Raw genomic sequence first — 20767 nt, 5'->3', positions numbered from 1 at the left:
CGCCTAGGCTCGCCGCATGGCACGCGTCCTGGTTCTCAACGGCCCCAACCTCGGCCGGCTCGGCGTCCGCGAGCCCGAGGTCTACGGCTCCGAGTCCCATGCGGACCTGGCGGCGGCCGTGGAGATCTGGGCGAAGGAGCTGGATCTCGAGGTGGAGGTCCGGCAGACCGACGACGAGTCGACGCTCGTGGGCTGGCTCCACGAGGCCGTGGACGCCCGGGCGCACGTCGTCCTCAACCCGGCGGCGTTCACGCACTACTCGTACGCCCTGCGCGACTCCGCGGCTCAGGTGACGACCGCCGGCCTGGTGCTGGTCGAGGTCCACCTGTCCAACCCGTACGCCCGGGAGACGTTCCGCCACGTCTCCGTGATCGGTCCGGTCGCGTCGGGCACTGTCGCCGGCTTCGGCGCGCTCGGCTACCGGCTCGCGCTCGAGGTCGTCGCCGCACGCCCCTGACCCCTCCCAGGATTCAGAGCGTCCGCCGACGAATATCCGGCGGATCGTCTGAATCGGTGAGACGTCCACAGCCCTCGGCCCAGCGCCGGAGGGGCTGGCGGTCATCCACCGGCTCCGGCTCAGGGCACGCTCTCGTCGTGACTCGCCGCGATCGGGACTGGGTGCCGTCCGCTGCGTCGGCTCAGGCCGGCGTCTTCTCCGTCGACCAGGCGAAGGCAGCGGGGCTCACGCGGCACCAGGTCGACCAGCGACTGCGCAACGGGACCTGGACCCGGATCGTGGGCCGCGCGCTGATCCGGTCAGGGGTGTCCGTCGGCCCGGTGCAGCACGTCCAGGCTGCGGCTCTGTGCTGGCCGGACGCGGTCGTCTGCCTGGGAACGGCGGCCAGGTTCCACCGCCTTCCCGTGTCCGACGACGGTCTCATCCACGTGAACGTCCCGTCGCCGAGGCAGCACCGCGGGATCCTGCGGGTGCACGCCTACCCTCTGCTCGGCGATGACGTCGTGCGCGCAGGTGCCGGGCGAGTGACGAGCCGTGAGCGCACCATTCTCGACTGCGTGGGCCGCCTCGACCCGCTCGAGGCGTCGACGCTCGTGGCCTGGGCGATCAGTCGACGCAGCGTCGATGCCGACCTCGTCGCGGAGTGGGTAGGGAAGCATCCGCGAGCCTGGGGGAACGTCCGACGACGGACTGCCGTCGAACAGCTCGCGTCTCGGGCGGCCAGCCCTGCGGAGCAGCTCCTGCACGATCTGCTGCGTGGGGCAGGGATCGTCGGCTGGACGGCTGGCGCGTCGCTGTTCGCGGAGGTGGGCGTCGCTGCGTCGGCGGACGTCTGGTTCCCCGACGCGAGGCTCGTCATCGAGGTCGACGGACGAGCGTTCCACGGCGCCGATCGGTTCCAGGCGGACCGGACGCGCCAGAACCAGCTCGTCGCGGCGGGGTGCACCGTGCTCCGCTACACGTGGGACGACCTCACCAGACGGCCTACCGAGGTCGTGCACCAGATCAGAGCGAACCTCACCCGGCTCGGCCAGCGCCTCGGCTGACCACGATTCAGAGGATCGACCGACAAATCTTCGGTGGATCCTCTGAATCGCGGGGGAGGGCGGGCCGGAGGCGGACGTCGGGGCCTCGCGCGGCCGCACGATAGGATGGTCGGCGGTCTGCGGCCTGGAGGAACGGCCGCCTGCTCAGCGTGACCCGCGAAGGGCGCGACTCTCACTCGACAGGAAGCGACGATCGTGGCGACCACCAACGACCTGAAGAACGGCACCGTGCTGAAGATCGACGGCCAGCTGTGGACCGTCATCGAGTTCCAGCACGTCAAGCCCGGCAAGGGTGGCGCCTTCGTCCGCACCAAGCTCAAGAACGTCCTGTCCGGCAAGGTCGTCGACCGCACGTTCAACGCCGGCCTGAAGATCGAGACGGCCAACGTCGACAAGCGCGACATGCAGTACCTGTACAAGGACGGCACGGACTTCGTCTTCATGGACACCGACACGTACGACCAGGTGCACATCCCCGAGGCCACCGTCGGTGACGTCGCGAACTTCCTGCTGGAGAGCCAGAGCGCGATGGTCGCGACGAACGAGGGTGCCCCCCTGTACGTCGAGCTCCCGCCGTCCGTGGTCCTCGAGGTCACGTACACCGAGCCGGGCCTGCAGGGTGACCGGTCCTCTGCCGGCACCAAGCCCGCCACGCTCGAAACCGGCTACGAGATCCAGGTGCCGCTGTTCCTCGAGGCGAACACGAAGGTCAAGGTGGACACCCGTGACGGCAGCTACCTCGGCCGTGTGAACGACTGAGGTGGGAGCTCGAACCAAGGCCCGCAAGCGCGCGCTCGACGTCCTCTTCGAGGCCGACCAGCGCGGCGTCGATCCCGTGAGCCTGCTGGCGCGGCGCATCGCAGAGCCCGGCACCGAGGCCTCGCTGCCGCAGTACTCGGTCGACCTCGTCGAGGGTGTCATCGCCGAGCAGGGGCGGATCGACGAGCTGCTGGCCACGCACGCGCACGGCTGGACCATCGACCGGATGCCGGCGGTCGACCGGGCGCTGCTGCGGATCGGCACGTGGGAGATCCTGTTCAACGACGACGTCCCGGACGCGGTCGCGGTCGACGAGGCCGTCGAGCTGGCCCGGTCGCTGTCCACGGACGAGTCGCCGAACTTCGTCAACGGGCTCCTGGGCCGGATCGTCGACCTGAAGCCGACGCTGCTCGCCTGAGCGAGCCGGCACGGACGACGACGAACCCCGTGGTGCGGCGCGTTCGTCAGACGGTGCGCTGCGCGGCGGCGAGGGAGCCCTCGCGCGACGCACCCTGCGTCGGCACGGCGTGCAGGACCCGGGTCTGCGAGACCACCGGGAGGGTGCCCGTGACCGGCCGCGGACCGCGGACCGGGAGCCCGGGAGCGGCACGACCCAGGAAGTTGCCCTGGACCCGGGTGACACCCATGGCGATGAGGGCCGTGAGCTGGTCCGGCGTCTCGACGCCCTCCGCGACGACGTCCAGCCCGTGCGTCTGCGCGAGGGCGACGATGGCGCGGACCACGCCCTGACCGCGCTCGGTCGACATGTCGCGGACGAACGACCGGTCGATCTTCAGCTGGTCGACCGGCAGCCGGGCGATGCGCGCCAGCGAGCTGTAGCCGGTGCCGAAGTCGTCGACGGCGATCTGGGCGCCGCGGGCGCGGAGCTCGGACAGCACCGGCACGGCCGACGTGGTGTGCACGAGGGCGCTCTCGGTGATCTCGAGCGTCAGGTGCTCCCAGAACGCGTCACCCCAGGCGGTCTCGATCTGCGCGAGCGCGTCGGGCTCGGCGAGCTGTCGAGCGGCGATGTTCACGGCCACCGGCATCTGGAAGCGTTCGAGCGCCTGCCGGGCCTGGCTCAGCACGGACAGGCCGATGGGGACGATCAGACCAGTCTCCTCGGCGAGGTCGAGCCAGTCCGCGGGCAGGATGAGGTGACCGTGGTGGTCCCAGCGGGCGAGCGCCTCCACCTGCACGATCTCGAGGGTCTGGGCATCGACGATCGGCTGGAAGTAGGCGGTGAAGTGCCCGCCGGCGACGGCGGTCTCGAGCGCCGAGCGCTGCTGGCGCTCGGCCTCGACCCGGCGGCGCAGGACGCGGTCGAACACGCGGAAGCCGGAGTGGGTCCGCTTGGCCTCGAGCATGGCCGTGTCGGCGTGCCGGATCAGGGCGTCGGGGTCGACGATGTCCCCGGGCAGCCAGGTCGCGACCCCGACTGTGAGCCGCGCCGGGCGGCTCCCGACGGTGCGGTCGAGGAACCCCTCCCGCAGCGAACGGGCGAGGGCGACGAGGTCGACGTCCGACGGCGCACGGGACAGGACGACGACGAACTCGTCACCCCCGAACCTGCCGATGTAGGCGTCACGGTCGTCGAGGGCGGTCCGCAGGTAGTCGGCGACGCGGACGAGGAGCGCGTCCCCGCTCGCGTGGCCGAGGGCGTCGTTGACGCGCTTGAACCCGTCCAGGTCGCAGTAGATCAGGGAGACGCGTGTGCGCTCGACGTTGGCCTGGTCCAGCACGTCGACCAGGTGACGCTCGACCGAGCGACGGTTGGGCAGCCGGGTCAGGGAGTCGGCGAAGGCGGTCGCGTGCAGCCGTTCGGCGAGCTGGTAGCGCTCGGCAGCGGCGGAGACGATCTGCGAGAGGTCGATCATGAACGCGCGTGCCTGGGCGGTGTGGTCCAGCTTCTCCGCACTGAAGAGCTCGGTGACGAACCGGTCGCGCGCGATGGGCCGCAGGGAACCTTCGAGGCTGGGATCGGCCAGGATCGTGCGGGCCTCGTCCCGTGCGCTCACCAGCAGGGTGTCGGCGTCCTTGACGAACCAGGCGGCGTTGGAGAGTCGGGCGACGGCGTCGCGCATCAGGTGCTGCAGCGCCGCGCTGTCCTGCGCGTCGCGGATCCGGCTGAGTGCGACGGCCTCGAGCGCGAGAGCGAGCGGGATGGCCCACAGCGCCGTGAAGATGCCACCGAGACCCCGGTCCGGGGTCAGGACACCGGCTGTGAAGATCGCGAGCGACTCCGCGCCGGCGAGGACGAGCAGCGACCCGAACCTCGTGAGGTGGGTGCGGCCCACGGCGAGCACGACGTACGTGACAACGACGACGGTGGGCACCAGCAGCAGTGCCTCGCTGACCACCTGCGGGTCGATCCCGGCCGGGAAGTGCTCCGCCGGGACCCACCACACGATGGCGCGTACCGCGAACAGCCCACCGGCAGCGCAGGCCCAGGCGCGAGCGGGCGGTCCTCCCGCGATCGCCCGGGTCCCGGGGATGGCAATGAGGATGAACGCGGCGATGAGCTGGGCGTGGACGTACGCGAGGGCGTCCTGGAAGGACCCGGGGACGGTCAGCGTGTAGAGCCCACCGGCCGCGAGGACCAGCGACATGTCGAGCGACCAGGCGAAGGACCACGCCGCGCTGGCGGGCCGCACCTCGCCGCGCCACCACACCCACTGCAGCACGCAGAAGCCACCCACGACTCCGGCAGCGAGCAGCTGCAGGACCGTGACCCACGTCGGTACGGATGCCAGCACGAAGTGGACATCGTCACCCTGATGCCCCCAGATGACGTGGCATCCGGGTGACGGGCACAGTTCTTTCACTGGTTCATGTGTGCTACGACACATTCGAGGGCTGCGATCATTGCCCCGTGACGACGGCTCCCGGCCCGGCGATGCTGCCGCGGCGCACCATCACCTCCTACGCGCTCGGATCGGTGGCGACCGGTGGCTTCGGCACTCTGCCGGGCCTCGTGCTGGCGTACTACCTGACCGACACCCTGGGCGTCGCCGCCGGCCTGGCCGGGCTCGTGGTGACCGTCCCGAAGCTCTGGGACGTGGTCATCGACCCGTTCATCGGCGCGCGCTCGGACGCGTCGGCCGCACGGCACGGCAGCCGGCGTGCCTTCCTGCTCACGGGCGCCGTGACGCTCCCGCTGCTCTTCGCGGCAGTGTTCGCGACCCCTCGCGCGTTCGAGGGAACGTCCGCCGCGGTCTGGGTCGTGCTCGCCTTCGTGGCCGCCGCCACCGCGTTCTCGATCTTCCAGGTGCCCTACATCGCGCTCCCGGCCGAGATCGCCCCCGACTACGCGTCCCGGACGCGTCTGCTCGCGCCGCGCATCGCGGTGCTGGCGCTCGCGATCCTCGCGTTCGGCGCGGGTGGCCCGCTGGTGCGTGACGCTGCGGGTGGCGGTCGCGGGGGCTATGCGGTGATGGGTCTGGTCGGCGGGATCACGATCGGGCTCGGCATGCTGGCGGCCTGGTCGGGCGCACCCAGGCGGGCGCAGGTCGCCTCCGACCGTCCCGTGCCGGTGCGCGCCCACGCCCGCGGGCAGGCCCTGCGCCTGGGGGCGGCCGCGCTCCGGGAGATCCCGGCGTTCCGACGTCTGCTGGGCGCGTTCCTGCTGCAGGCGCTCGCGACCGGGGCGATGCTCGCGGGCGCACAGTACGTGGCGACGTACACGCTCGGCGACGAGAACGCGGTGACCTACCTGTTCGTCGCGCTGGTCGCGCCCGCACTGCTCGTCATGCCCGTCGGGACGCGGGTGGCGCGCCGGTTCGGCAAGAAGCGCTCCTACGTGGGTGCGTCGATCGTGTTCGCCGTCGCTGCGCTCTCGCTGGTCCCGATGCGGTGGGCACCTGGTGGCTGGGTCTACGCCTCGGTCGCGCTGGCCGGTGTCGCCTACGCCGGGATGCAGCTCTACCCGCTCGCGATGCTGCCCGACGTCGTCGCGGTCGACGCGCGGGACCGAGGTGAGGACCGCGCCGGCGTTCTCGGCGGCGTCTGGACCGCCGGGGAGACTGCCGGACTCGCTCTCGGCCCCACCCTGGTGCTGGGCATGCTGGCCCTGACCGGCTTCGTCTCGAAGACCGCCGACGAGGCGGTCACGCAACCCGGCTCGGCGCTCACCGGCATCGCGCTCGCGTTCTCCCTCCTCCCGGCGGTGCTCGCGCTGCTCAGCCTGGTGCCGCTGTCCCGCTACCCGTTGTCGGCAGACCTCGTCGACCACCCCGCCCCGCAGGAGGTCCACCCGTGAGCATCGACCGCAGCACCGGGCGACCGGCCCCCGACGTCCTCGCCGACCTGGCCTCCTGGCGCGCGGCAGACCCGCCCACGCACGGCGGTCGGATCCTGTCGTACGTCTACGACCCCGGGCGCCCCGACCTCGACGAGGTCGCGTCGCAGGCCGTGCGCATGTTCCTGCCCGTCAACGGTCTGGACCCCACCACGTTCACGTCCGTGGCCGAGCTCGAGAGCCGCCTGGTGGCGTTCGCGCGGGACGTGCTGCACGGCGACGAGGACACGGTCGGTTCCGTGACGTCGGGCGGCACGGAGTCGTGCATGCTCGCGGTGAAGTCGGCCCGTGACCTGTGGCGCACGACCAACGGGCCCACGGCGCGACCGACCCTCGTCCTGCCGACGACGGCCCACCCGGCGTTCCACAAGGCCGCTCACTACCTCGACCTCGACGTCCTCGCGGTGCCGGTCGACCCGCGCACCGGCGCGCCGACGGCCACGGACGTGCTCGCGCGGGTGGACGAGCGGACCGCGCTGGTCGTCGTCAGCGCGCCGAGCTATCCGTTCGGGGTGATCGACCCCGTCGCCGAGGTGGCCGCGAGCGCGGGGGTACCGGTGCACGTCGACGCCTGCATCGGTGGGTGGGTCCTCCCGTGGTGGGGCGGGATCGAGCGGCCGTGGGACCTGGCCGTCCCTGGCGTGACGTCCATCTCGGCGGACCTGCACAAGTTCGGCTTCGCCCCCAAGGGCGCCTCCGTCGTGCTCTACCGCTCGCGCGAGAGGCACCGCGCGCAGTACTTCGCGACGACCGCGTGGCCGGGCTACCCGGTGGTGAACCCGACCATGCTCGGCTCGAGGGGCGTCGGGTCGATGGCGGCCGCGTGGGCGGTCCTGCAGGTGCTGGGCACCAGCGGCCTGGCGGAGCTCGTGGGGTCGACGCGCGCCGCCACCGATGCGCTGGTCACGGCCGTGTCGGGGGTCGTCGGGTTGCGCGTCGTCGGCGACCCGACCGGCCCGCTGGTCGCGGTCGCCACCGACGAGTCCGTCGCCGCCGCCGACCGGGTGGACCCGTTCCTGCTCATCGACGAGGTCCGCCGCCGCGGGTTCCTCCTGCAGGCACAGCCCGCGATGGTCCAGCCCGACGGCTCCGTGCTGCCCCGCACGGCCCACCTCACCGTGACCCCCGTGACGGGGACGGTCGTCGCCGACCTCGTCGCGACCCTGGCCGCCGCTGCGGACGAAGTCCGAGGACTGCCGCCGGCGGCCCCGGACCCGTCGCTCGCGGCAACGGTGCTCAGCGAGGGACTGCCCGACGACCTCGCCGTCGTGATGGCGACCCTGGAGGCGTTGCCCGCCGAGCTGGTGCAGCCGCTGCTCGTCGAGGTGCTCGCCGCCACAGTCGACCCGGCCCGGGAGGGGCTGTCCGGACGGTAGGGTGAGCGCTCGACAGACATTCCTTTAAGACCCGTCCTGTGAGGCGGGGAAGGAGCTGCTGGATGAGTCCTGCCGTGCCCACAGAGAACGACGAGACCGTTGCCGACGACGACGCCGGCAACGTGGTCCTCGGCGCCCCGGAGATCGCCCGGGCGCTGACGCGCATCGCGCACGAGATCCTCGAACGGAACAAGGGCGGCGCCGACGTCGTCCTGCTCGGCATCCCCACGCGCGGGCTGCCTCTCGCGCGCCGGCTCGCGGAGCGCCTGATCGCGGTGGAACCGGGCCTGCACGCCAGCCAGCTCGTCGGCAGCCTCGACGTCACGATGTACCGGGACGACCTGGCCCACCACCCGACGCGGACCATCGGCGAGACCGACATCCCGGGCACGGGGCTGGACGGGAAGGTCGTGGTCCTCGTCGACGACGTCCTCTACTCCGGTCGGACCATCCGCGCGGCCCTCGACGCCATCAGCGACCTCGGCCGACCGCGTGCGGTCCAGCTGGCGGCGCTCGTCGACCGAGGTCACCGCGAGCTGCCGATCCGCGCCGACTACGTCGGCAAGAACCTGCCGACCTCGACCGGCGAGCGCGTGCGCGTCCTGCTGCAGGAGTGCGACGGCCGGGACGCCGTGCTCATCGAAGGAGGCGCCCGATGAGGCACCTGCTGTCCACGGCTGACCTCAGCCTGGCCGACGCCGTCCGGATCCTCGACACCGCCGGGTCGATGGCCGCGACGCAGGCCCGGGAGATCAAGAAGCTCCCCACCCTGCGCGGTCGCACGGTGGTGAACCTGTTCTTCGAGGACTCGACGCGCACGCGCATCTCGTTCGAGACGGCAGCCAAACGGCTGTCCGCGGACGTCATCAACTTCTCGGCCAAGGGGTCGAGCGTGTCGAAGGGCGAGTCGCTCAAGGACACCGCCCTGACGCTCCAGGCCATGGGCGCCGACGCGGTCGTGATCCGGCACCACGCCTCCGGTGCGCCGCACACGCTCGCGACCAACGGCTGGACGCACGGATCCGTCATCAACGCCGGCGACGGCATGCACCAGCACCCCACGCAGGCGCTGCTCGACGCGTACACGCTGCGGCGCCATCTGATGGGCCCCGGCGACGTCACCGGCCGCGACCTCGCCGGGCTGCGCGTCGCGATCGTCGGGGACGTGCTGCACAGCCGCGTCGCGCGCTCCAACGTGCACCTGCTGCACACGTTGGGCGCCGAGGTCACGCTCGTGGCTCCGCCGACGCTCGTCCCTGTCGGGGTCGGGGCGTGGCCGGCCAGGGTGTCCTACCACCTGGACGCGGTGATCGCCGACGAGAAGCCGGACGCCGTGATGATGCTGCGGGTCCAGCGCGAGCGGATGTCGAGCGCCGGAGGCGGGTTCTTCCCGAGCCCGCTGGAGTACACCCGCCGGTACGGGCTCGACGCCCGGCGGCTGGACGCGCTGCCCGACCACGCGATCGTCCTGCATCCCGGCCCGATGAACCGCGGCCTGGAGATCTCGGCCGACGCTGCCGACTCGCCGCGCGCGGTGATCGTCGAGCAGGTGGCCAACGGCGTCGCGGTGCGGATGGCCGTCCTGTACCTCCTGCTGGCGGGCAGCGACGCCCCGGCGGGCACGATCTCCGACGAAGCAAAGGTGAACGCGTGAGGAACTACCTGCTGCGTGACGTCAGCCCGCTGGGCGACGGCACGACGGACGTGCTGCTCGCCGACGGGGTGATTGCGGCGATCGGCGCGGACGCCGAGGCCAAGGCCGGCGAGAACCCGGTGATCATCGACGGCACCGGACTGGTGCTGCTGCCCGGCCTGGTCGACCTCCACACGCACCTGCGCGAGCCGGGCCGCGAGGACGCCGAGACCGTCCGCACCGGGACGCGCGCTGCCGCCATGGGTGGCTTCACGGCCGTCCACGCGATGGCGAACACCTCGCCCACGCAGGACACGGCGGGTGTCGTCGAGCAGGTCTGGCGGCTCGGTCGCGACGCGGGCTGGGTCGACGTCCGACCGGTCGGCGCGGTGACCGTGGGCCTCGAAGGCGAGCGGCTGGCCGAGCTGGGTGCGATGGCCGAGTCGGCCGCGGCGGTCCGGGTGTTCTCCGACGACGGCAAGTGCGTCTACGACCCCGTCCTGATGCGACGAGCGCTCGAGTACGTCAAGGCGTTCGACGGGGTGATCGCCCAGCACGCGCAGGAGCCGAGGCTGACCGAGGGTGCGCAGATGCACGAGGGTGTGGTCTCCGCCGAGCTGGGGCTGCCCGGCTGGCCCGCGGTCGCGGAGGAGGCGATCATCGCGCGCGACGTGCTGCTGGCCGAGCATGTCGGGTCGCGACTGCACGTGTGCCACCTGTCCACCGCGGGGTCCGTCGAGATCATCCGGTGGGCCAAGTCCCGGGGGATCGACGTCACCGCCGAGGTCACGCCGCATCACCTGATCCTCACCGACGAGCTCGCCCGCGGCTACGACCCGGTGTTCAAGGTCAACCCGCCGCTGCGCACGCAGCGCGACGTCGAGGCGGTCCGAGAAGGCCTCGCCGACGGGACGATCGACATCGTCGCCACGGACCACGCACCGCACACGCGCGAGGACAAGGACTGCGAGTGGGGCGCCGCCGCGTTCGGCATGACCGGCCTGGAGACAGCCCTCTCGGTGGTGCAGGAGACGATGGTCGACACCGGCCGGCTGACCTGGGCCGACGTCGCCCGCGTGATGTCCACGGCGCCGGCGCGGATCGGCCGCGTCAGCGACCACGGTCGTCCGATCGCTGTGGGGGAGCCGGCCAACCTGGTCCTCGTCGACCCGGCGATCCGCCGGGTCGTCGTGCCCGAGGAGCAGGCGACGATGGGCGCCAACTCCCCGTTCCGCGGTCGCGAGCTGGCAGGGTGCGTCATCGCCACCTGGCTGCGCGGTCGTGCCACGGTGATGGACGGGTCGGCGTGCGACGAGTCCGTGGTGGTGAGCTCTTGAGGCACGCGACCCTCGCGGTCATCATCCTGATCGGCATGGTCGTCGTCGCGCTGGTCGTCATGCGCGCGGGATGGAACGCACGGGCCCGGCGGACCGCAGTCTTCGTCCCGTCCCTGCCCGTCGTCCCGTCCGAGCTCGGCCGGTCGCTCTTCGGTCCGGTGCCCGTCGTGTACATCTCGACCACCCGCGCCGGCGACTGGCTCGAGCGCATCACGGCGAACGGCCTCGGTGGGCGCAGCCGGGCCGAGGTCGAGGTCTTCGACGCGGGGGTCCGGATGGCCCGTGCGGGTGCCCCCGACCTGTTCGTGCCGACCACGGACCTTCGTGACGTGACGGTCAGCCCCGGCATCGCCGGCAAGGTGGTCGGCGGCGACGGCATCGTCGTCGTCACCTGGCAGGCCTCGCCGGACGACCCCCGCGGCGTGGACACCGGCCTGCGGCCGCGCCATCACGCAGACCGCGACCAGCTCGTCAACGCCATCGCCCCGCTCATTCGTCTGACCCCGGGGGCCGCGTCCCCCGCGCAGGAGGAGAACTCATGACCACAGCAGTTCTGGTGCTCGAGGACGGCCGCACCTTCACCGGCCGCCGGTACGGGGCAGAGGGCTCGACGCTCGGCGAGATCGTCTTCAACACCGGCATGACCGGGTACCAGGAGACGCTCACCGACCCGTCGTACCACCGGCAGATCGTCGTGATGACCGCGCCGCACGTCGGCAACACGGGCGTGAACGACGACGATCAGGAGTCCACCCGGATCTGGGTCGCCGGCTACGTCGTGCGTGACCCGGCACGTCGCGCGTCGAACTGGCGCTCGGTGCGCACGCTCGACGACGACCTGGAGGCTCAGGAGATCGTCGGTATCAGCGACATCGACACCCGAGCCCTGACCCGCCACCTACGCGAGCGCGGGGTCATGCGGGCCGGCATCTTCTCCGGCGGCGCGCTCGAGAGTGCGGACGGAGAACGCCGACCGGAGCACGAGCTGCTCGCGGAGGTCCGGTCCGCCCCGGCGATGGCCGGCGCGGACCTCGCGGGCGAGGTCTCCACGGACGTCGCCTACGTCGTCGAGGCGCTCGGGCCCGACGGCTCGCCTCTGGAGACACCGGTCGCGACGGTCGCGGCCGTGGACCTGGGCATCAAGGCGATGACCCCGCAGCGGCTCGCCGAGCGTGGCGTCCGGGTGCACGTGCTCCCGTCGAGCGCGACGTTCGCGGACGTCGAGGCGACGTCACCGGACGGTGTCTTCTTCTCCAACGGTCCGGGAGACCCGGGTGCGGCGACGCACGAGGTCGAGCTCCTGCGCGAGGTGCTGGACCGCAGGATCCCGTTCTTCGGCATCTGCTACGGCAACCAGATCCTCGGCCGGGCGCTCGGCTACGGCACCTACAAGCTCGGCTACGGCCACCGAGGCGTGAACCAGCCGGTCATGGACCGCTCGACCGGCAAGGTCGAGATCACCGCGCACAACCACGGGTTCGCGGTCGACGCACCGCTCGACGGGGAGTCCGTCGCGCCGCACGACGGTGGTCGCTACGGCCGGGTCGTGGTCAGCCACGTCGACCTGAACGACGACGTGGTGGAGGGCCTGCAGGCTCTCGACCTGCCCGCGTTCTCCGTCCAGTACCACCCGGAGGCAGCCGCCGGGCCGCACGATGCCGCGTACCTCTTCGACCGCTTCGTCGAGCTCATGACCACACAGAAGGGTGCCGCCTGATGCCCCGGCGCACAGACATCAGCAGCGTCCTCGTCATCGGGTCCGGCCCGATCGTCATCGGACAGGCGTGCGAGTTCGACTACTCGGGCACGCAGGCCTGCCGGGTGCTGAAGGAGGAGGGCCTGCGGGTCATCCTCGTCAACTCCAACCCGGCGACGATCATGACGGACCCCGAGTTCGCCGACGCCACCTACGTCGAGCCGATCACCACGGAGATCCTCACGACGATCATCGCCAAGGAGCGACCCGACGCGATCCTGCCGACGCTGGGCGGGCAGACGGCGTTGAACGCCGCGATCGCGCTCGACGAGGCGGGCGTGCTCGAGAAGTACGACGTCGAGCTCATCGGCGCGAACATCGCCTCGATCCAGAAGGGCGAGGACCGCGAGCAGTTCAAGCAGGTCGTCGAGGTCTGCGGTGCCGAGAGTGCGCGCTCAGCGATCGTGCACACGATCGACGACGCCCTCGCCGCCGTCGACGACCTGCGCTACCCGGTCGTCGTCCGGCCGTCGTTCACGATGGGCGGCCTGGGGTCGGGCATCGCCTACGACGAGGGCGACCTTCGTCGCATCGTCGGCCAGGGCCTGCACTACTCGCCGACGACCGAGGTGCTCCTGGAGGAGTCGATCCTCGGCTGGAAGGAGTACGAGCTGGAGCTCATGCGCGACAAGCACGACAACGTCGTGGTCGTCTGCTCCATCGAGAACGTGGACCCGGTCGGCGTGCACACGGGCGACTCCGTCACGGTCGCGCCCGCCCTCACCCTCACCGACCGCGAGTACCAGCGCCTGCGCGACATCGGCATCGCGGTCATCCGCGAGGTCGGCGTCGACACCGGCGGCTGCAACATCCAGTTCGCCATCGAGCCCTCCACCGGGCGCGTCGTGGTGATCGAGATGAACCCGCGCGTCTCGCGGTCGTCCGCGCTGGCCTCCAAGGCGACCGGGTTCCCGATCGCCAAGATCGCCGCCAAGCTCGCGATCGGCTACACCCTGGACGAGATCCCGAACGACATCACGGGGGGTTCGACGCCGGCGTCGTTCGAGCCGACGCTGGACTATGTCGTCGTCAAGGTCCCGCGCTTCGCGTTCGAGAAGTTCCCGGCCGCGGACGACACGCTGACGACGACCATGAAGTCGGTGGGCGAGGCCATGGCGCTCGGCCGCAACTTCACCGAGGCGCTGGGCAAGGCCATGCGGTCGCTGGACAAGAAGGGCTCGACCTTCCACTGGACGGGCGACGCCCTGACCGGCGACGCCCTGTCCGCGTTGACCGCGACGATCTCCCGGCCCACCGAGCACCGGCTCGTGGACGTCCAGCAGGTCCTGCGTGCGGGCGTCTCGCTGGAGACGGTCTACGAGCTGACCGGCATCGACCCCTGGTTCATCGACCAGCTCCAGCTGATCAACGAGGTCGCCGCCGAGACGGCCGCGGCGCCCGCGCTGACCCGCTCCGTCCTGCTGCACGCGAAGCGCCACGGTCTGTCCGACGTGCAGATCGCCACGCTGCGCCGCACGTCCGAGGACGCCGTCCGTGGCGCCCGGCACGCGGTCGGGCTGCGGCCGGTCTTCAAGACGGTCGACACGTGTGCGGCCGAGTTCGCCGCCAGCACGCCGTACCACTACTCCTCCTACGACGAGGAGACGGAGGTCGCGCCGCGCACCCGTCCGGCGATCCTCATCCTCGGCTCGGGCCCCAACCGCATCGGCCAGGGCATCGAGTTCGACTACTCGTGCGTGCACGCCGCGCTGGCGCTCAAGGACGAGTTCGAGACCGTCATGGTGAACTGCAACCCCGAGACGGTCTCGACGGACTACGACACCTCGGACCGGCTGTACTTCGAACCGCTGACGTTCGAGGACGTGCTCGAGGTCTACCACGCGGAGCTGGCGGCAGGTCCCGTCGAGGGCCTGATCGTCACGCTCGGCGGCCAGACGCCGCTCTCGCTCGCGCAGCGCCTCGCCGACGCGGGTCTGCCGATCCTCGGGACGTCCCCGGCCGCGATCGACGCCGCCGAGGACCGGGGCGAGTTCGGCAAGGTGCTCGAGGCTGCTGGTCTGCCGGCACCTGCCTTCGGCACCGCCACCACGATGGCCGGCGCGCGTGACACGGCCCGCCGGATCGGGTTCCCGGTCCTGGTCCGGCCCAGCTACGTGCTGGGCGGTCGCGGCATGGAGATCGTGTACGACGAGCACCAGCTCGACGAGTACGTGCAGCGCGCCCTGGAGAACGCCGCCGACGGAGGCCGAGCCGGGACGCTCCCTCCGCTGCTCATCGACCGCTTCCTCGACGACGCGATCGAGATCGACGTCGATGCGCTCTTCGACGGGACCGAGCTGTTCCTCGGCGGTGTCATGGAGCACATCGAGGAGGCCGGCATCCACTCCGGTGACTCGGCGTGCACGCTCCCGCCCGTCACGCTCTCCGTCAGCGAGCTCGAGCGGATCCGGCTGTCGACCGAGGCGATCGCCCGCGGCGTCGGGGTGCACGGTCTGCTGAACATCCAGTTCGCCCTCGTCTCCGACGTCCTGTACGTCCTGGAGGCCAACCCGCGGGCGTCGCGCACCGTGCCGTTCGTCTCGAAGGCCACGGGCGTGTCCCTGGCCAAGGCCGCGGCACTGGTCATGGCCGGGCACTCGATCGCCGACCTTCGCGCTCGTGGTGTGCTGCCGCTCGACGACGCACGCGTGCTCGACCTCGACTCGCCGGTCGCGGTCAAGGAGGCTGTCCTGCCGTTCAAGCGGTTCCGCACCAGGGAGGGTGTGGTCGTGGACACCGTCCTCGGCCCGGAGATGCGCTCGACGGGTGAGGTCATGGGGTTCGACGTCGACTTCCCCACGGCGTTCGCCAAGTCCCAGGAGGCAGCGTTCGGCGGCCTGCCGAGCGGCGGACGCGCGTTCATCTCGGTGGCCGACCGCGACAAGCGCTCGATCGTCTTCCCGGTGAAGCGCCTGGCCGAGCTCGGTTTCGAGATCCTCGCGACGGAGGGGACTGCCGCGGTGCTGCACCGCAGCGGGATCAGGTCCCGGGTCGTGCGCAAGTACTCCTCGGGTCGTGGCGGCGACGGCGAGCCCACGATCGTCGACCTCATCACCGCGGGGGAGGTCGACATCGTCGTCAACACACCGTCGGGCCAGGGTGCCCGTGCCGACGGCTACGAGATCCGTGCGGCGACCACGGCCGCCGACAAGGCCATGGTCACGACGGTCCAGCAGCTCGGTGCGGCCGTGCAGGCGATCGAGGCGGCCCAGTCCGGGCCGTTCGCGGTCACCAGCCTGCAGGAGCATGACGCCGCGGCGCTGATCCGTCGTGAGGCTCGGGCCGCCGCCAGGGTGTCCGCGTGACCTTCGGGCGGCGGCTCGCAGCTGCGATGGAGGAGCACGGGCCGCTCTGCGTGGGCATCGACCCGCACCCGAGCCTGCTCGACTCGTGGGGCCTGCAGGACGACGTCGAGGGGCTGCGCCGGTTCGCGCTGACGGTGCTGGAGGGCGTCGGCGGTCGGGTGGCAGCCGTCAAGCCGCAGGCCGCCTTCTTCGAGCGGCACGGATCGCGCGGGGTGGCGGTTCTCGAGGAGGTGATCGCCGCGGGCCGGGACACCGGCACGTTGGTGATCGTCGACGCCAAGCGCGGCGACATCGGCTCCACCATGGCCGCCTACGCGGACGCGTTCCTGCGTGACGGCTCACCGCTCGCCGGCGACGCCCTCACGGTGTCGCCGTACCTCGGGTTCGGTTCGCTCGACCCCGCGGTCGAGCTCGCGCTCGCGACCGGCCGCGGCCTGTTCGTGCTCTGTCTGACCTCCAACAGCGAAGGCCAGGAGGTCCAGCACGCCTGCACGTCGGACGGGGTCAGTGTTGCTGCGCTCATGGCGTCGCGCGCAGCCACCCTGAACGTCGACGCGAGCCCGCTCGGCTCGATCGGCCTGGTGGTCGGCGCCACGGTCGGCGACGCGGCCGAACGCACGGGGGTCGAGCTCGCCGCCGTGAACGGTCCGCTCCTCGCGCCCGGTGTGGGAGCACAGGGCGCGGGCCCGCGCGAGCTGGCGCGGGTGTTCGGCGCAGCTCGACGCCAGGTCCTCGCCTCGTCGTCGCGCGGCGTGCTCGCTGCGGGACCCGACGTCCTCGCGCTGCGCGCCGCCGCGAGGGCTGCCGCCGACGAGGCCGCGACGGCGCTGGCGGTCTGACGACGCCATGTGGTCGGTGTAGCCGTCGTTCGCCCGGCGACGCCGTTGCCCATCGCTCCTCGTCGACCGACGCCACCGTCACGGTGACACGGCGCCGCAGGTCAGACGGGGGTGCCGCGATGCTCGGATCGTCCGCCCGCGTTGCCGTTCACCAGGGGGGTCGCTAGTTTCGTTACATCGGTCCCGCGTACTTGCGTGCTGGATCGCCAGCCCAACGACGAGAAGGTGACGCGCGTGGCACTCCCTCCGCTGACTCCCGAACAACGAGCGGCAGCGCTCCAGAAGGCGGCCGCGGCACGGCAGGCTCGTGCCGAGGTGAAGAACCGCCTCAAGTACTCGCAGGGCACCCTCTCCGAGGTGATCGCGCAGGGACAGGCCGACGAGACGATCGGCAAGCTCAAGGTGCTGGCTCTCCTCGAGTCCCTGCCTGGCGTCGGCAAGGTCAAGGCCCGTGCGATCATCTCCGAGATCGGAATCTCCGAGACGCGGCGCGTCCGCGGGCTCGGACCGCACCAGGTGAAGGCTCTCGTCGACCGATTCGGGTGACGTAGACCGGGTCCTGCGGCTCCGCTCCTGACCCGTCCACTGCACGAGGAGTGCTGCACCACCCATGACGACGACGCCCGCCCGGCTGACCGTTCTCGCCGGACCGACCGCCGTCGGCAAGGGGACCGTGTCCGCCGACGTCCGGTCCCGCTATCCCGAGGTCTGGCTCTCGGTCTCCGCGACGACGCGGTCGCCACGGCCGGGCGAGGTGGACGGGGTCCACTATCTGTTCTTGTCCGGAGACGAGTTCGACCGGATGGTCGCGCAGGGGGAGTTCCTGGAGTGGGCCGTGGTCCACAGCCAGAACAAGTACGGCACCCTGCGACGGCCGGTCGAAGAGCGACTGGCTGCGGGAGAGCCGGCACTGCTCGAGATCGACCTGCAGGGCGCCCGCCAGGTACGCGCGTCGATGCCGGACGCACACTTCGTGTTCCTCGCACCGCCGTCGTTCGAGGAGCTGGAACGGCGCCTGGTCGGACGGGGGACCGAGGGCGCCGAGGAGCGCGAGCGACGGCTCGCCACCGCTCGGGTCGAGCTCGCAGCGGCCGCGGAGTTCGACCAGATCATCGTCAACGACGACGTGCACCAGGCGACCGACGAGCTCGTCCGCGGGATGGGACTACCGACCAGGTAGACTGGTCGGCAGTCCCACACCCTTACCTTCGGGAGATCACCGTGTCCGGAACCGTCGCAGCCCCCACCGGCATCACCGACCCGCCCATCGACCGCCTGCTCGAGCGCGCGGACTCGAAGTACGCGCTGGTGCTCTACTCGGCCAAGCGCGCGCGCCAGATCAACGCGTACTACTCGCAGCTCAACGAGGGCCTGCTCGAGTACGTCGGCCCGCTGGTCGACACCCGTCCGCAGGAGAAGCCGCTCTCGATCGCCATGCGCGAGATCGACGCCGGCCTGCTGACGTCCGAGGCCACCGAGGGCTGACCTGCCCTGATGCGCATCGTCCTCGGTGTCGCGGGCGGCATCGCCGCCTACAAGTCGGTGCTGCTGCTGCGGCTGCTGCGCGAGGCCGGGCACTCGGTCCGGGTCGTGCCCACCCGCGCGGCGCTGGAGTTCGTCGGCCGCGCCACCTGGGAGGCCCTCTCCGGTGAGCCGGTGACCACGGACGTCTTCGAGGACGTCGACCAGGTCGCCCATGTCGCGGTCGGCAAGTCGGCCGAGCTCGTGATCGTGGCGCCGGCCACCGCCGACCTTCTGGCGCGTGCGGCGACCGGGCAGGCCGACGACCTGCTCACGGCGACGCTCCTGGTCGCCCGGTGTCCCGTCCTGCTCGCCCCGGCGATGCACACCGAGATGTGGGAGCACCCGGCGACCGTCGCGAACGTCGCCACCCTGCGTTCCCGCGGCGTGCACGTGCTCGACCCGGTCGCGGGTCGGCTGACCGGCGCCGACACCGGGCCCGGTCGCCTGCCGGAGCCCGAGGCCATCGCCGAGGCCGCGCTCGCGCTCGTGGCGACCGTGAACCAGGACCTGGTCGGCCGGCACGTCGTCATCTCGGCAGGTGGCACGCGCGAACCGCTCGATCCGGTGCGGTTCCTCGGCAACCGTTCGTCCGGACGCCAGGGTGTGGCGCTCGCCCGCGCCGCCCGGGACCGGGGCGCCCGCGTGACGCTCGTCGTCGCGAACGTCACCGTGCGCATCCCGGCGGGGCTGGACGTCGTCCACGCCGAGACGGGAGCCGAGCTGCGGGACGCGGTCCGCGCCGCGGCCAAGGACGCGGACGTCGTGGTCATGGCGGCGGCAGTGGCGGACTACCGCCCGCGCACGGCCGTCGAGACCAAGATCAAGAAGAGTGCTGACGGCGCCGCGCCCGTGCTCGAGCTCGTCGAGACCGTGGACATCCTCGCGGAGCTCGCGCACGACCGCCTGCGCGCGCACCAGGTCGTCGTGGGCTTCGCCGCCGAGACGGGTGACGGCGCCGGGTCGGTGCTCGAGCACGGGCGGACGAAGGCGCTGCGCAAGGGTGCGGATCTCCTCGTCGTGAACGCCGTCGGTGACGGACGCGGGTTCGGCATGGACGCGAACGACGTGACGATCCTCGACGGCTCTGGTGACGTCGTCGCGAGCGCCTCCGGAAGCAAGGACGTCGTCGCGCACGTTGTCTGGGATGCGGTCACTGCTCGCATATGAGACAACGATCTCCTCGTCGGCCATTACGCTGTGCGCCATGACCGAGCCCACGCTGCGCCTGTTCACGTCTGAGTCCGTCACCGAAGGGCACCCGGACAAGGTCTGCGACCAGATCTCCGACGCCATCCTGGACGCGATCCTGGAGCAGGACCCGCAGGCACGGGTCGCGGTGGAGACGATGGTCACGACCGGTCTGGTGCACGTGGCGGGTGAGGTCACCACGAGCGCGTACGTCGAGATCCCGCAGATCGTCCGCCAGGTCGTGCGGGGTATCGGCTACACCTCCTCGCACATCGGGTTCGACGGTGACTCGTGCGGTGTGTCGGTCTCGATCGGTCAGCAGTCGCCGGACATCGCGGCGGGCGTCGACAAGGCCATCGAGGTCCGTGACGACTCGTCCGACATCGACCCGCTCGACCTGCAGGGCGCGGGCGACCAGGGCCTGATGTTCGGGTACGCCTCCGACGAGACGCCGTCCCTGCTCCCGCTGCCGATCTGGCTGGCACACCGGCTCGCCGAGCGACTCGCCCTCGTCCGCAAGGACGGGATCCTGCCGGGGCTGCGTCCCGACGGGAAGACGCAGGTGACCATCGGCTACGACGGCGACCGCCCGGCCACGCTCGACACCGTCGTCCTGTCCACCCAGCACGAGCCGGACGTCCACCTCGAGACCCAGCTGCGGCCGGGCATCGCCGAGCACGTCATCGCGCCCGTCCTGGCGACCATCGACCTCGACGTCACCGACTACCGCCTGTTCGTGAACCCGACCGGAACGTTCGTCGTCGGTGGTCCGCAGGGCGACGCGGGCCTCACGGGCCGCAAGATCATCGTCGACTCCTACGGCGGGATCGCCCGTCACGGTGGGGGCGCCTTCTCGGGCAAGGACCCGTCGAAGGTCGACCGTTCCGCCGCGTACGCGATGCGCTGGGTGGCCAAGAACGTCGTCGCGGCCGGGCTCGCGCGTCGCTGCGAGGTGCAGGTCGCGTACGCGATCGGCAAGGCGAACCCGGTCGGCCTCTACGTCGAGACGTTCGGCACCGAGACCGTCCCGGTCGACCGGCTCACCTCCGCGATCCGCGAGGTGTTCGACCTGCGTCCGGCCGCGATCGTGCGGGACCTCGACCTGCTGCGTCCGATCTACCAGCGGACGGCCGCGTACGGGCACTTCGGTCGCGAGCTGCCCGAGTTCACCTGGGAGCGCACGGACCGGGTGACGGACCTGCAGACCGCGATCGGCTGACCTGCGGTCCTGTGGACGTCGCACGTCGTGC

19 protein-coding genes are annotated in these 20767 nt (G+C 71.5%); 18 read left to right on the top strand and 1 reads right to left on the bottom strand.

The window, feature by feature from the left end; all coding sequences use genetic code 11:
* The first annotated feature begins 16 nt into the window (after positions 1-16).
* The 4 genes from I847_RS0102435 (at position 17) to nusB (ending at position 2680) form a co-directional block, all read left to right on the top strand.
* On the top strand, positions 17-457 hold the full coding sequence (locus I847_RS0102435) for a type II 3-dehydroquinate dehydratase (protein WP_028048412.1): 441 nt from the start codon (positions 17-19) through the stop codon (positions 455-457).
* 137 nt (positions 458-594) lie between these two features.
* Positions 595-1503 carry a DUF559 domain-containing protein gene (locus I847_RS25300; RefSeq protein WP_155855961.1) on the top strand — a complete coding sequence of 303 codons (909 nt, stop codon included), beginning with the start codon at positions 595-597 and terminating at the stop codon, positions 1501-1503.
* Positions 1504-1698: 195 nt separating this feature from the next.
* Positions 1699-2262, top strand: a complete 564-nt coding sequence (gene efp / locus I847_RS0102425) for an elongation factor P (RefSeq protein WP_028048411.1) — start codon at positions 1699-1701, stop codon at positions 2260-2262.
* Position 2263: 1 nt separating this feature from the next.
* Positions 2264-2680 carry a transcription antitermination factor NusB gene (gene nusB / locus I847_RS0102420; RefSeq protein ID WP_028048410.1) on the top strand — a complete coding sequence of 139 codons (417 nt, stop codon included), beginning with the start codon at positions 2264-2266 and terminating at the stop codon, positions 2678-2680.
* A gap of 46 nt (positions 2681-2726) precedes the next feature.
* On the opposite strand, the gene I847_RS21515 is transcribed toward nusB, so the two are convergent.
* Positions 2727-5018 (bottom strand): bifunctional diguanylate cyclase/phosphodiesterase, encoded by a 2292-nt coding sequence (locus I847_RS21515; protein WP_034608738.1) that lies wholly within the window; start codon positions 5016-5018, stop codon positions 2727-2729.
* A 116-nt stretch (positions 5019-5134) separates the two neighbouring features.
* On the opposite strand from I847_RS21515, the gene I847_RS0102410 reads away from it, so the two are divergent.
* The 14 genes from I847_RS0102410 to metK all read left to right on the top strand — a co-directional run bounded on the left by I847_RS0102410 (position 5135) and on the right by metK (position 20736).
* Positions 5135-6520, top strand: a complete 1386-nt coding sequence (locus tag I847_RS0102410; RefSeq protein ID WP_028048409.1) for an MFS transporter — start codon at positions 5135-5137, stop codon at positions 6518-6520.
* Positions 6517-7935 (top strand): aspartate aminotransferase family protein, encoded by a 1419-nt coding sequence (locus I847_RS0102405; RefSeq protein WP_028048408.1) that lies wholly within the window; start codon positions 6517-6519, stop codon positions 7933-7935. The genes I847_RS0102410 and I847_RS0102405 overlap by 4 nt, the downstream gene beginning before the upstream one ends.
* 62 nt (positions 7936-7997) lie before the next feature.
* Complete coding sequence (gene pyrR / locus I847_RS0102400; protein WP_028048407.1) at positions 7998-8594, top strand: bifunctional pyr operon transcriptional regulator/uracil phosphoribosyltransferase PyrR; 597 nt, start codon at positions 7998-8000, stop codon at positions 8592-8594.
* Positions 8591-9589 (top strand): aspartate carbamoyltransferase catalytic subunit, encoded by a 999-nt coding sequence (locus tag I847_RS0102395; protein ID WP_028048406.1) that lies wholly within the window; start codon positions 8591-8593, stop codon positions 9587-9589. Before pyrR ends, I847_RS0102395 begins: the two co-directional genes overlap by 4 nt.
* A complete protein-coding gene (locus I847_RS0102390; RefSeq protein ID WP_028048405.1) occupies positions 9586-10905 on the top strand; it encodes a dihydroorotase in 1320 nt (439 codons plus the stop codon). The genes I847_RS0102395 and I847_RS0102390 overlap by 4 nt, the downstream gene beginning before the upstream one ends.
* Positions 10902-11447: a hypothetical protein gene (locus I847_RS0102385; RefSeq protein ID WP_028048404.1), complete on the top strand. Its 546-nt coding sequence runs from the start codon at positions 10902-10904 to the stop codon at positions 11445-11447. The genes I847_RS0102390 and I847_RS0102385 overlap by 4 nt, the downstream gene beginning before the upstream one ends.
* Positions 11444-12622, top strand: coding sequence for a glutamine-hydrolyzing carbamoyl-phosphate synthase small subunit (gene carA / locus I847_RS0102380; RefSeq protein ID WP_028048403.1), 1179 nt, complete (start codon positions 11444-11446; stop codon positions 12620-12622). The genes I847_RS0102385 and carA overlap by 4 nt, the downstream gene beginning before the upstream one ends.
* Positions 12622-15966, top strand: coding sequence for a carbamoyl-phosphate synthase large subunit (gene carB / locus I847_RS0102375; RefSeq protein WP_028048402.1), 3345 nt, complete (start codon positions 12622-12624; stop codon positions 15964-15966). Before carA ends, carB begins: the two co-directional genes overlap by 1 nt.
* A complete protein-coding gene (pyrF, locus tag I847_RS0102370) occupies positions 15963-16805 on the top strand; it encodes an orotidine-5'-phosphate decarboxylase (protein WP_028048401.1) in 843 nt (280 codons plus the stop codon). Before carB ends, pyrF begins: the two co-directional genes overlap by 4 nt.
* A gap of 234 nt (positions 16806-17039) precedes the next feature.
* On the top strand, positions 17040-17351 hold the full coding sequence (gene mihF / locus I847_RS0102365) for an integration host factor, actinobacterial type (protein WP_028046342.1): 312 nt from the start codon (positions 17040-17042) through the stop codon (positions 17349-17351).
* 64 nt (positions 17352-17415) lie between these two features.
* On the top strand, positions 17416-17985 hold the full coding sequence (gene gmk, locus I847_RS0102360; RefSeq protein WP_028048400.1) for a guanylate kinase: 570 nt from the start codon (positions 17416-17418) through the stop codon (positions 17983-17985).
* Positions 17986-18026: 41 nt separating this feature from the next.
* Complete coding sequence (gene rpoZ / locus I847_RS0102355; protein ID WP_028046344.1) at positions 18027-18290, top strand: DNA-directed RNA polymerase subunit omega; 264 nt, start codon at positions 18027-18029, stop codon at positions 18288-18290.
* A gap of 9 nt (positions 18291-18299) precedes the next feature.
* Positions 18300-19496 carry a bifunctional phosphopantothenoylcysteine decarboxylase/phosphopantothenate--cysteine ligase CoaBC gene (coaBC, locus tag I847_RS0102350; protein WP_028048399.1) on the top strand — a complete coding sequence of 399 codons (1197 nt, stop codon included), beginning with the start codon at positions 18300-18302 and terminating at the stop codon, positions 19494-19496.
* Between the two features lie 37 nt (positions 19497-19533).
* Positions 19534-20736, top strand: coding sequence for a methionine adenosyltransferase (metK, locus tag I847_RS0102345; protein WP_028048398.1), 1203 nt, complete (start codon positions 19534-19536; stop codon positions 20734-20736).
* Positions 20737-20767: the final 31 nt, after the last annotated feature.

It is taken from the genome of Cellulomonas sp. URHD0024 (assembly GCF_000426185.1).
GTDB lineage: Bacteria > Actinomycetota > Actinomycetes > Actinomycetales > Cellulomonadaceae > Cellulomonas.
This window is presented reverse-complemented; position numbering and strand designations above follow the sequence as displayed.

What these genes read in the sequence shown, in the direction of transcription:
- I847_RS0102435 (WP_028048412.1), top strand. Translation starts at nt 17, where the DNA reads ATGGCACGCGTCCTGGTTCTCAACGGCCCCAACCTCGGCCGGCTCGGC.
- pyrR (WP_028048407.1), top strand. Translation starts at nt 7,998, where the DNA reads ATGAGTCCTGCCGTGCCCACAGAGAACGACGAGACCGTTGCCGACGAC.
- I847_RS0102395 (WP_028048406.1), top strand. Translation starts at nt 8,591, where the DNA reads ATGAGGCACCTGCTGTCCACGGCTGACCTCAGCCTGGCCGACGCCGTC.
- carA (WP_028048403.1), top strand. Translation starts at nt 11,444, where the DNA reads ATGACCACAGCAGTTCTGGTGCTCGAGGACGGCCGCACCTTCACCGGC.
- carB (WP_028048402.1), top strand. Translation starts at nt 12,622, where the DNA reads ATGCCCCGGCGCACAGACATCAGCAGCGTCCTCGTCATCGGGTCCGGC.
- gmk (WP_028048400.1), top strand. Translation starts at nt 17,416, where the DNA reads ATGACGACGACGCCCGCCCGGCTGACCGTTCTCGCCGGACCGACCGCC.
- coaBC (WP_028048399.1), top strand. Translation starts at nt 18,300, where the DNA reads ATGCGCATCGTCCTCGGTGTCGCGGGCGGCATCGCCGCCTACAAGTCG.
- metK (WP_028048398.1), top strand. Translation starts at nt 19,534, where the DNA reads ATGACCGAGCCCACGCTGCGCCTGTTCACGTCTGAGTCCGTCACCGAA.